The sequence below is a fragment of the Actinomycetota bacterium genome (genome assembly GCA_018830725.1).
GTDB lineage: Bacteria > Actinomycetota > Humimicrobiia > JAHJRV01 > JAHJRV01 > JAHJRV01.
Genome location: JAHJRV010000125.1, coordinates 1 through 11,934 on the forward strand (window position 1 = coordinate 1; position 11,934 = coordinate 11,934).

General features: G+C 28.4%; 10 protein-coding genes. 4 read left to right on the top strand and 6 right to left on the bottom strand.

Annotation, left to right across the window (positions count from 1 at the left end; translation table 11 throughout):
- Nucleotides 1-310: 310 nt before the first annotated feature.
- A complete protein-coding gene (locus KKC53_05975; GenBank protein MBU2598697.1) occupies nucleotides 311-607 on the top strand; it encodes a YtxH domain-containing protein in 297 nt (98 codons plus the stop codon).
- A gap of 120 nt (nucleotides 608-727) precedes the next feature.
- Here KKC53_05975 and KKC53_05980 read toward each other — a convergent pair whose 3' ends face one another.
- Nucleotides 728-1,324, bottom strand: a complete 597-nt coding sequence (locus tag KKC53_05980) for a hypothetical protein (protein ID MBU2598698.1) — start codon at nucleotides 1,322-1,324, stop codon at nucleotides 728-730.
- Between the two features lie 226 nt (nucleotides 1,325-1,550).
- Between KKC53_05980 and KKC53_05985 the strand changes: the two genes are divergently transcribed.
- The 3 genes from KKC53_05985 (at nucleotide 1,551) to KKC53_05995 (ending at nucleotide 4,683) form a co-directional block, all read left to right on the top strand.
- Nucleotides 1,551-2,432: a diacylglycerol kinase family lipid kinase gene (locus tag KKC53_05985; protein ID MBU2598699.1), complete on the top strand. Its 882-nt coding sequence runs from the start codon at nucleotides 1,551-1,553 to the stop codon at nucleotides 2,430-2,432.
- 423 nt (nucleotides 2,433-2,855) lie between these two features.
- Complete coding sequence (locus KKC53_05990) at nucleotides 2,856-3,698, top strand: DegV family protein (protein ID MBU2598700.1); 843 nt, start codon at nucleotides 2,856-2,858, stop codon at nucleotides 3,696-3,698.
- Between the two features lie 253 nt (nucleotides 3,699-3,951).
- Nucleotides 3,952-4,683, top strand: coding sequence for a glycosyltransferase family 2 protein (locus KKC53_05995; GenBank protein ID MBU2598701.1), 732 nt, complete (start codon nucleotides 3,952-3,954; stop codon nucleotides 4,681-4,683).
- Nucleotide 4,684: 1 nt separating this feature from the next.
- Here KKC53_05995 and KKC53_06000 read toward each other — a convergent pair whose 3' ends face one another.
- The 5 genes from KKC53_06000 to KKC53_06020 form a co-directional block, all read right to left on the bottom strand.
- Complete coding sequence (locus KKC53_06000; GenBank protein MBU2598702.1) at nucleotides 4,685-4,888, bottom strand: helix-turn-helix domain-containing protein; 204 nt, start codon at nucleotides 4,886-4,888, stop codon at nucleotides 4,685-4,687.
- Between the two features lie 206 nt (nucleotides 4,889-5,094).
- Complete coding sequence (locus tag KKC53_06005) at nucleotides 5,095-6,465, bottom strand: phosphomannomutase/phosphoglucomutase (protein MBU2598703.1); 1,371 nt, start codon at nucleotides 6,463-6,465, stop codon at nucleotides 5,095-5,097.
- Nucleotides 6,466-6,530: 65 nt separating this feature from the next.
- Nucleotides 6,531-7,673 carry a mannose-6-phosphate isomerase, class I gene (gene manA / locus KKC53_06010; GenBank protein ID MBU2598704.1) on the bottom strand — a complete coding sequence of 381 codons (1,143 nt, stop codon included), beginning with the start codon at nucleotides 7,671-7,673 and terminating at the stop codon, nucleotides 6,531-6,533.
- A gap of 32 nt (nucleotides 7,674-7,705) precedes the next feature.
- Complete coding sequence (locus KKC53_06015) at nucleotides 7,706-9,112, bottom strand: extracellular solute-binding protein (protein MBU2598705.1); 1,407 nt, start codon at nucleotides 9,110-9,112, stop codon at nucleotides 7,706-7,708.
- Nucleotides 9,113-9,670: 558 nt separating this feature from the next.
- On the bottom strand, nucleotides 9,671-11,737 hold the full coding sequence (locus KKC53_06020) for a GAF domain-containing protein (GenBank protein MBU2598706.1): 2,067 nt from the start codon (nucleotides 11,735-11,737) through the stop codon (nucleotides 9,671-9,673).
- Nucleotides 11,738-11,934 lie beyond the last annotated feature (197 nt).

Here is an 11,934-nt window from a genome sequence, read left to right on the forward strand (position 1 = left end):
CTGCTTCGTAGTCGAGAGCAACCTCTCAACTCCACAAGCATAAAATTTCTTGAGTTTAAAAATTCAATAGTAGTTTTAAATTACATTTATCTATTCTAACTTAATTAATTTTAGTATACAATGTGTCTAATGATAGGGGTTTAGTTCCCAATTTATCCAACGATTAAAGCTGTTGGGTTTCTTACTTATTTTATTCTGAAATTAAATTCAAACAATTAGAAGTCAAACCACTAGATAATATATAATAGAATAATAACAATTATTATGAATCATAAATAATATTAATAATTAAAAAGGAGGAGTTTAAAAAATGACAAACGCAGAAGAAAGAGGTTATAGTTCAGGATTAGCGGTTGGATTAGGATTATCCTTAGGTTTACTTATTGGATTAGCCATAGGTTTGCTATATGCCCCAAAACCTGGGAAGGAAATGCGAGAGGAACTCAAGACAAAAGGCTCAGAATATTTTGAAAAAAGTAAAGAAGGTTGGGAAGTTGCTTTGGAGAAAGCAAAAGAGGGAATAGAAATTGGAAAAGCTAAAATTGAAGAATTAGCAGGGAAAATAAAGGAATCAACAGCTAAAATTGAAGAACAAGTAGAAGAGTAGAATCACAAAGTGAACCACTCTACAAAAGTTTTTATATTTCTACTACTTATTGGGTATTGCTATTTTTTACCAACAACTATCAAAAACATAATAGAAAAAATATAGAAATATTATATTTTACTACTCCTCAACTGAAATATCTTCAACCTCTACTCTTTCTTCAACTTTTATCTCTGGTCTTTCCCTTCTTATTTTAGGTCCTGAAACAGGGATAAAATTCACATTTGTATCATACAGCTTTACTCCCAATCTATTTGCTGAACTCTTTACAACTTCAACTATTTCCCTCGTTTTTTCAGTTAAATCCAAACCTTGTTCAACTCCCAAATCAAGATTTGTTATTATTCCAGATCTTTTTGGTAATATACCAACTCTTACAGACTGAATATTTGAAACATTCATAACATCATTATGAATCTGCTTTCCTATTGAACTCAACGACATTGTGGCTTTTCCCTCTTTTACATTAACCATCTTCACTGCTTTAGGTTTTTTCCTAATAAACTCTAAAATTAGTAAAGCAAAACATACAAAAAAGAAAATTAACCAGAAAAATAATAGAACCCATCGATTCATTGAATTGTAATAATCTGCAAATCTATTTAACATATCTCCAATATCAATTAACGGTAAGAATGTATTAAGCATTGCAACTAAGCTTAAAATTAACAAGAAAAGAATTAGAATAACAATCAAAAACCTGTTAAGAATATTCATATTGCCTCCTTCTTTGCTTAAATATAAAAGACTATGTAAAATTAATAAATCAAAATTTATAATTCTATTTTTATTTTTTAATATTTTAGCTGTTATTATATAGTAAGATTTTTAAAAATGAAAGCTATCATAAATTGAATATATATATTATTATATATTCAATTAAATTAACAAATAATTATAACTTAATTCCCTATATAAACCATTAGTTATCAAGGTATTTATTTTGAGAACAAAATTTATTATAAACCCAGATTCAAGTAGGGGAAAAGTAAAAAAGAAAATTGAGCAGATTAAAAAGTATATTAAAGAATTAAATATTGATTCATCAATAGATTTCACACAGAAATCTAAACATGCAAAAGAATTAGCCAGAAAAGCAGCTGATGAAAACTTTGAAATAGTTGTTGCTGTAGGAGGAGATGGGACTGTTCATGAAGTAATAAATGGTATTTATGGAACTAATAGTTCATTAGGCATTATTCCTATTGGAGCAGGAAATGATTTATCAACCTGTTTAGGAATTCCTCAAAAAGATATAAAAAAGGCAATTGAAATAATTAATATTGGAAAAACAAAAAAAATAGACCTTGGTAAAATAAATGGTGAGTATTTTGCAGGAGTTGCAGGAACTGGATTTGATACCATGGTTGTGGATTTTGCATTTAAACACAGAAATTTATTAAAATTATTAGGTTCACTTTTTTATATTTATGGTGTTTACAATGTTCTCATTAGATTTAAACCTATACTTTTTAAATTAATTACAAAAGACAACACTATAGAGAAAAAAGCTATGACAATAGCAGTAGGCAACTCATGGATGTATGGTGGTGGAATGAAGGTTGTTCCGGATGCAAAACTTGATGATGGTTTATTTGATGTATGCATTGTTGAGGAAATATCTAAATTGGAATTCTTAAAAGTATTTCCAAGAATATTTTCAGGAACTCATGTAACTCACCCTGCAGTAAAAATATTTAGAACTGACTTTTTAAGAATTGAATCTAACAAGAAAATAAGTGTGCAAGCTGATGGAGAAATTATAAAAAGTCTTCCAGTAAATTTTGAAATAATACCAAAAGCTCTTAATGCAATTGTTCCTTAATACATTCAACTATTTAAACTTTATATTCTTCCTTTCATTCTTATACATATCATATTAAGAACTAGCCTCTATAATTTGTTCGTTCTGATATGTCTCATGTCAAGACCTGACCTCTTAATGACCCACTTAACATAATGAATATAATATTTCAATAATATATCCCTCCTAATTAATTCACAATTGAAACTTCATAATATATGAAACTTCATAAAATTAATTTCGTCTAAATTCTAATATTAAAAATTTTTCATTAAATAATGTAGGGCAACCTTTTAGGGTTGCATTATTAAGCAAAGCTAAAGCTTTACTCTACTAATATTTTGTATAAAATCTAATTATTAAAATTATAATAATATCTTATTTAAAAATAGACATTCTATAATACATCAAACTAATAAATATTAAATTGTCAAGGAGATTAAAATGAGAGTAGGAATATTAACCGACAGCACAAATGATATACCAAGAGAAATCTGTGAGAAATATGATATTGAAGTAATCCCTCTAAAAGTTATGTTTGATAAAGAAACATATAGAGATAATGTGGATATTATACCTAAAGAATTCTATAAGAAATTGAAAGTTTCAAAAAAGATTCCCACGACAACTCAGCCCACGCCTTATGAATTCGTACAATTTTATAAAAAGATGGCAGAAAAATATGATTCTATAATATCTATTCATGTATCAGAAAAGATGTCTGGAACTATAGCTTCTGCATCCAGTGCTAAAGCATCTCTTCCAGATTTAGATATAACAATTATAGATTCTAAGATTACTTCTATTCCTACTGGGTATATAGTAATGGAAGCTGCAAAAGCTGTAAAAGAAGGTAAAAATAAAGAGGAAATAATTGGTATGGTAAATAATATTGTTGAAAAAATTAGAATACTTTTTTTACCCAAGACTCTTGAATATCTAAGAAAGGGTGGAAGAATTGGAACAGCTAAATCACTTCTGGCAGTAGCATTAAAAATACAACCTATTCTTACAGTCAAAGAAGGAGAAGTAGCTCCATACAAAAATGCAAGACATTGGAACCGCGCAAAACAGGAATTAATTAATATTTATAAAAATGTCTTTAATGTTAAAGAAGGTGGAACTGTAATTATAGGTCACTCAGATAATATTGAGGATGCCAAAGATATTGAAAAAAAAGCAAAAGATGCATTTAAACCAAAAGAGATTTATACATGGCTTATTGGATGTACTATTGGTACTCATTTAGGACCAGGAGCAATTGCTCTCTGTTATCTAGAACCCTGATACTATCTTAAATCATAATTTTATATCTAAGTGTACTATCTAAGCTTGGTATTTACATTTTAATAAAATTTTACCCCCTTTCCTCCCCCTTTCCTTCACTTCATTCAAGGACAGGCTTCTGAAATGTTTCAAAAACCATGCCACAAATCTCAAAAATGATCATAAATTTAATAAATTATTGGAAATTGTTTAATATTTTTTAAAAATATGCTATAAAGACCTATACAAAAATCACTTAAGAATTAGGAGATTTGTGAATAAAGAAAATTTAAATAAGATAGCTATTATAATCCCAGCATATAATGAGGAGAAATATATAGAAGAAACTGTTAAAAGATGTTTAGAAGTATTACCTGATGTAGTAGTTATTGATGATGGTTCTTCAGATTTAACAAATTCTATAGCTAAAAAAGTAGGTGCATTAGTTTTAAAGCATAAAGTTAATAAGGGAAAAGGAGTGGCACTTAGAACAGCTTTTAATTTTGCTCTAGAAAATGGTTTTTCAGGAATAATTACAATTGATGCAGATCATCAACATAATGTAGATGAAATACAAAAATTCATAAATTTCCTATCTTCAAGCAAAGAAGATGTGGACATCATCCTGGGAAATAGGATGAAAAATCCAGAAAATATGCCCTGGATAAGATATGTAGCAAACAAATTCACATCATGGTTAATTTCAAAAAGGTCAAATACAAGAATACCTGATGTTCAATCAGGCTTTAGGTATATTAGTAGAAAAGTCTTAAAAAATATAAAGACAAAATCAAATAGGTTTGAAGCTGAGCCAGAATTACTTCTAAGAGCTTCACTAAAAGGTTATAAAATAGTATCTATCCCTGTTTCCACAATATATTATAAAAATGCTATAAGTTATGTCCATCCTATTAAAGATGCACTTATGTTTTTAAAAATGTTTGTTCAGAGTTTTTTATGGAAAACTAACTCACACGACATAGATGAACAGTCGCAATCAAAATAATCTATTCAACCTCGTATAGATGCTTTTTTATAAAATCCCTTATTTCTGAAACTGGAACTCTCACACACCCTGACGAGAAATGAGCAGCTTTTAACTTTCCTTCATTTATCCAGTTATAAACTGTTTGCCTTGTTATTGATAATAATCTAGAAATTTCGGCAGGACTTATAAATAATTTTCCTTCAAATGGGTCTTTTTCTTTCATTTTCTTTTCCATATTTTTATATATAATTTAAAGAATTTCAAAAATTAGTTTTTATTTAAGAAATAATAATAATTTTAATTATTAAATATATTTTACGATATTATTTCATTTTTTCAAAATATTAAAAATATTTTATCGAAATATTTTAAGAGTTAAGTTCTTTTATAGAAATTTAAATTTTATTCTTTTTAAAAGATTTATTGATTTTAAATATTGGTAGGAATGGCTAATGAAGGATATTCACTGAGCTTTTCTAAAATTCTATTTTTAATATTTTTAAGAGATTCTTTTGTTTTTCCTTCAAATCTTAATACTATTGCTGGTTGTGTATTGGATACTCTAACTAATCCCCAACCATCGGTAAATAAAATTCTTACTCCATCAACATCTATTATTTTATGATTCTTCTTAAAATAATCTTTAATATTATCTACAATCTCAAACTTTTTTTCGTCTGGACAATCAACTCTTATTTCTGGAGTTGAAAAATATTTAGGAATATCTGAAAGCATTTCTGAAATTGTCTTATCAGACTTTGATAATAACTCAACAAGTCTACATGAAGCAAAGATAGCATCATCATAACCAAAATAATTATCAGCAAAGAATATATGTCCACTCATTTCTCCAGCAAGTACAGCTTTTTCTTCAATCATTTTATCTTTTATTAATGAGTGTCCGGTTTTCCACATTATAGGTTCTCCACCAGCTTTTTCTATTTCATCAACAAGTGCCTGGGAACACTTCACCTCAAATATAATTTTTTCTTTTCTTTTTTTAAGCATATCTCTTGAGAATAGAATTAATAAATGGTCACCCCAGATAATGCTCCCCTTATCATCTATTACTCCAATTCTATCTGCATCTCCATCATATGCAATTCCCAGATCTGCATTTTCTTCTTTTACCTTTTTTACTAAATCCTGAACAAATTCAATCACTGTTGGATCAGGATGATGATGTGGATATGTTCCATCCAGTTCACAATATAACTCTATAACTTCACACCCAATTTCCTTTAGTAACTTCGGAGCAATTAATCCAGCAGTACCATTACCCGCATCTATTACTAACTTTAATTTCTTTTTTAAATCTATTCTATCCTTTATATAATTAATATAATCGTCTACTATATTCTGGTGAAACAGGGTTCCTTTTCCTATTAAAATTCTATCCTCGTCTATTATTTTCCCCAGCTCTTTAATTTCATCACCATAAATAGTACTCTTTCCAAATGCTATTTTTAACCCATTAAAATTAGGAGGATTATGACTACCAGTAACTATGATTCCGCCATCTATTTCCAAATTAAATAGCGAAAAATACATGACCGGAGTTGGAACTAATCCAATATCTATAACATCACATCCAGTTGATAATATTCCGCCAATTAAAGCACTTTTAAATTTTGGTGAACTAAGCCTGTTATCCCTCCCCACACTAACTTTATTTCCACCTTTAGAAATCACATATGTTCCAAAACTTTTTCCCAGCATCTTAACAATCTCAGCTGTTAAGTCTTTACCTACAATTCCTCTAATATCATATTCTCTAAATATCTGTGGATTAATCCTCAATTATCCCTCCTAATTAAATCGTATATTTAAATAAAATAATTTATATGAATTATTTAAACTATTTTTTAAAAATATTTCATAATATCATTTACTTTGTTCCAACCACCTAATCTAATGATATCCTGTTTAGTAAATCCTTTATCAGTTAACGGTTTAATAATGTCTTTTATTATATTAGGTACATAGAATTTTAGGAATTTTAGTTTATCATCTCTTAGTTTACTATCTGTTTTTATTGTTGTTTTACCTAATAAAGCTGGAAGTAGTATCGTCTCCCCTTTTTTAATATCTAATGTTTTAGTATTTAAATTAATATCAGATTCATTACCATAAAAAATTTGTCCATTCCCTTCCAAAAATGAGAGCATATAAAACTTGGAACCATCACAATCAAGTTTATATTCATCAAATATCTCACAAAGTTCAACAGCAAATTTTTCACAGGCAATAAGGTATTTGATAACATTTCTATCAATATTTATTGACAAAGGTTGTATCTTGTAATTTCTCACCAAAGAAAAATCAATAACATCTAATGCTTTATCAATATGAAGTTCCCTTGATTTACCATATCTATCTACTCTATCCCAATCAGAAATTCGATATGTTGCATCTGAATTTTGTTGTATTTCAGCTAACAAAACCCCACCCATTATGGTATGTATTGTTCCAGGAGGTATAAAGATTAAATCTCCGTTATAAACATTAATATAATTTAAATATTCCCCAATTTTTTTACTTTCGATAACTTTTTTAAATTTTCTTCTACTCATATGCTTTTTTAAGCCACAAACAAGTTGTGCACCTGGCTTAGCCCAAACAACATACCAGGCTTCAGTTTTTCCAGTTTCATCTATTTCATTGAGATATGCATATTCATCATCTGGATGAACCTGAATAGATAGTTTTTTTGATGCATCAATAAATTTAAAAAGTAGGGGAAATCTATTACCTCTACTTAGCTTTATGTCTTTCCCAACTAACTCTTTTTCAAAATTCTTAATTAAATTTTTTAAATTATCACCTCTATATTTCCCATTTCTTACAACACTAATATCTTCTCCATGATCTACTAATTCCCACGATTCTCCAATAAATTTATCTTCAGGTAATCTCTTCTTAAAAAAAGATTCTAACCTTCTTCCTCCCCATATTTTTTCTTTGAATATCTCATTAAATTTTAAAGGATAGATTTCTTTCTTTGACATCTTCTATGTTTTTTATTCTTTTTTTTGATAAATTATTCTTCAACAATTTTATTAATTATTTCTACCGCTTGGATTATTGCATCATCCACTGACATATTTCCTGATATAGCTAAATTTATATTCTTTTCAAGTTCATTATATAAGACTTCATATATACTATAACTATCAGGTATAGGTTTACCTTTTTCACATAACACCTTAAAAAATTGATATAAGTTATCCCCTTTAAGTAAGCTCATTTGGTAACTTGATTTAGTTATGGGCAGTTTTTCATTATAGTAATTCCACTGAGAATAAAAGTCGGTTTCAAATAAAAAATTCAATAAATTAGAAATCGCCTCTTTCTTTTCAGAATCATCATTAAATAAACAAATTGTTGGACCTGTTAGTGAAGTATATTTAGTCATATATTTACCTGGAATTAAAGAAAAACCTGTTTTTTCAAAAATATCCGGATTTTCTGTTCTTAACCTAAAAGCAATTGATGAATCGGTAACAATCATTGAATATCTTCCTTGAATATATCCTGAAAACAGTGAGTCTATTTCTTCTGATGCTCTTTCTGAAATGAGAAATTCATTTAAAATTGAAATTGTAAAATTTAAAATATCAACAATTTTTTCCTTATTTTGTTCCGATTGAAAGACAGGAATACCCTCATTATCAATTAACTTTCCTCCCAATGAAAAAAAGTTGGGAAATATAAAATCCGAAGTAATTTTACCCATGCTTTTTGAGGGTAGTCCCAAAGCCCATGTATCAATTACACCATCTTCATTATTATCTTTTGTTAAAAGCTTACCTTTGTCTATTAGATCAGACCAATTAGTTGGTGGGTTATCTGGATCTAAATCCACTTTTTCAAACAGATCTTTTCTGTATAAAAGCAATTTTGCATCCGCATTCAACATTAGTCCTAATAACTTTCCATCTATTGTCCTACCATCTAAAGCAAAGGGAAATATATCATTTTTAAGATTATCAGAAATCAAATCATCCATTGGCTTTGCTATCTTATCTTCAACTACTATACTAAAATCATAGATCAAACTTAAATCAGGAAGGTTATCCCTGGCAATCTGGAAAGTTTTTGCAATCTTTGAATCTAAATCTTTTTCAGGAATTATTTTTACTATTAAATTTATGTTAGAATTTTCATCTTTAAACTCTTTCAGTCTTTCATACAAAGTCTTATTCTCAATTCTTTCATTATCACCTAAATATTCACTACTTAGCCAAATCTCTAAATCAATAGGTTCTTCTATCTTTTTAGGCTCTACTTCCTCAGTAATCTCTTCTGTTTCCTTTGTAGGTTCTTTGGTGACCTCAGTTTCTTTAAAGAATTTACAACTAACATATAAGTTGAAAATGGATAGGATAAAAAAAATAACAAATAACTTAATTAGAATTTCAAAATAATATCTATAGACTTTTTTCACAGCAAATTTCCTATTTCATATAATCATTTTAAATTTAATAAAAATAATAAAATTTGAGACTTTTTTTCATAATAAGGTTCCTCGTATAATATGTTTGTTTTTAAGATAATCACTCAATAATCATTACTACATAATCCAAATTACCTCATAATTCAAATTACTACATAATCCAATTATATATTATTCTTAAATCATCATTAATTTACATTACCTGATGACATTTTATCAAAAAAATAAAAATATTTCTTTTATATTCTTAACTTTAAGGAACACCTGATACTAAATTTAGAGAAGTACCCTGCTTAGTTAATAAAGATTATATGTATGAATTTAAGGAAGTTTGAAATATCTAATTTATAAAAATGCTAAGATAAGTGACACTCCACAGGCATAACTTAAACTACAATGTGTTTGGTGGTATGGATTTAATCTAAGGTTTTAATTACTTTGAATATAAAAAATAAACATGTATGATAATTTAGAAAAGAATAAAAAATAAGAGACCACTTAACTATTATTCTAAAGATAAGAGACCACTTTTATTAACTAAAAATATGTTTACAATTGGTTTGTATTAGAAAATAGTCTTGCTTGATTTGCAGATGTGTCGATACTCCATCTATCTTTTCCAGTTTGCTTAGACTTATATAAAGCCTTGTCAGCAGCATTTAATAAACCTTTGATATTGTTACCAATATTAGGATATATAGCTATTCCTAAACTTATAGTAATTTTACATTTTTTCTTATCTTTATCTGTTGTAAATGAGTGCTTTTTAATTTCTGTTCTTAATCTTTCAGCAATTTCTATGGCTCCATTATATTTAGTCTCTGGTAGAATAATAACAAACTCCTCTCCACCGTAGCGAGCTATTATGTCTGCACTGCGACATTCCTTTATTGTTAACCTTGCTAACTCCTGAAGAAGCTGATCACCAGCTATATGTCCGTATTCATCGTTATATTTCTTAAAATCATCAATGTCAAAGATAATTATTGAAAAAGAGTGACCATACCTTTTGCTTCTCTCCAGTTCTTTTTGTAAAGCAGCATAAAAGTATCGACTGTTATATAGTTTTGTTAAACCATCAGTAATAGCTAAATGTTCAGATTCCTTGTAAAGATTTGCATTTTCTATTGCAATTGCTATCATTTCTGCTAAGATGGTAAGAGTTGTTAAATCACTCTCATCAAAGTCATTTAATTCAACACTCTCTACATCTAATACTCCAATCACTTTATCCTTTATCTTAATTGGAACAGCAAGTTCTGATCTTACATCTGGAAGTTCTTCTATAAACAGATATCTTGGTTCCTCTCTCACATCATTAACTAAAAGCGGTTTTCCTGTCTTTGCTACCCACCCTGTTATCCCCTCTTCGTAAATCTTGATCCTCCTTCCAACAGGAAGTTTAATAGAAGGACCAGAGAACGCTTTTATAAAAAGTTCTTTTGAAGCTTCATCAACTAAAAGAATGATAGTATAATAGTATCCAAATGTATTATTTATTAAATTTGCTATCTGTTGAAATAATTTATCAATATCAAGAACTGATACTATATTTTTACTAACTTCCTGTATTGCTTCTAACTGTTTAGATTTCTTCTTTTCTGATTCAAGTATTTTAGCTTTTTCAATTATCATTGAAATCTGGCTAGCTATTGTAGAGATAAGAGTTAGATTTTCTATGGAAAATGCGTCAAGTTTTGTACCCTCTACATCCAGAACACCGATAACTTTATCATTTGCTTTTAGAGGGACACACATCTCTGATTTCATATCAGGATTACCTTCAATATATCTTTTATCTTTACTTACGTCCGGAACAATAACTGGTTCTCCTGTCTTTGCTACCCAGCCTGTTATCCCTTTTCCTACTTTAATTTTTAACTTCTCTAATTCTTCAACAGAATATCCATGAGTTGTTACAACTTTCAAATCCTTTGTTCTCTCATCAATCAAACGGATGCTGAAGCCTGCAAAGCTCAAATTTCTTTTTAATGGCTCAATAAGTCTATCAATTAATTTATCAAATTCCATAGTTGATGTTCCAGAGATTATGACCTCATTAAGGAGTGAGAATTCATTTAATTTTTTACATGTTTCTTCATATAACTTGGCATTCTCAATAGCCATAGCCACTTGATTTGCTATAGTAGATAGAAGATCTTTGTGACTATCATCAAAGACATTGGGTTCATAAGCTTGGATAGACATAACACCAATAATCTCATCTTTAAATAATATAGGGACTCCCAACCAGGACCTGGTAACTTCACCTATTACTTTAGCCTTAACTGGTAAACTATCTTTTTCCTTCTCAAAGTCCCTAATAAGGAGAGGTTTTTCCGAGCGAATTATCCATCCAGTCAGCCAATCCTTTTGAGAAAGCTTATGGGTTAATTTATCTAAAAATTTACCCTTATCAACTATTAATTCGAATCTGAGCTCATTATTATCTTTATCATATAGAGCAATATAAAATGTGGATATTTTAAACAGCTTGCTAATTTGTTTATAAATCTGTTTCAGTACATCAGATAAATTTAATGAGGATGTTATAGCTGAGCTAATCTCATACAGGCTCCCTAATTCTTTAAGTCTCAATTCAATATTGTTATCCATTAACCCTCAATTTATTTCAGAAATTAATTGTATTTAAATCTAAAATATATTATTTACAATGCATTTCTACTATATTACAAATTATATATAAATTCTTAACCTTTTCAATAGATTCCTTATTTTTTATAAAAAGAAGTATTGAAATTAAAGACTTTTTCGAAAACTGTTAATCTGCAATAACAATATAAATTCTTGAA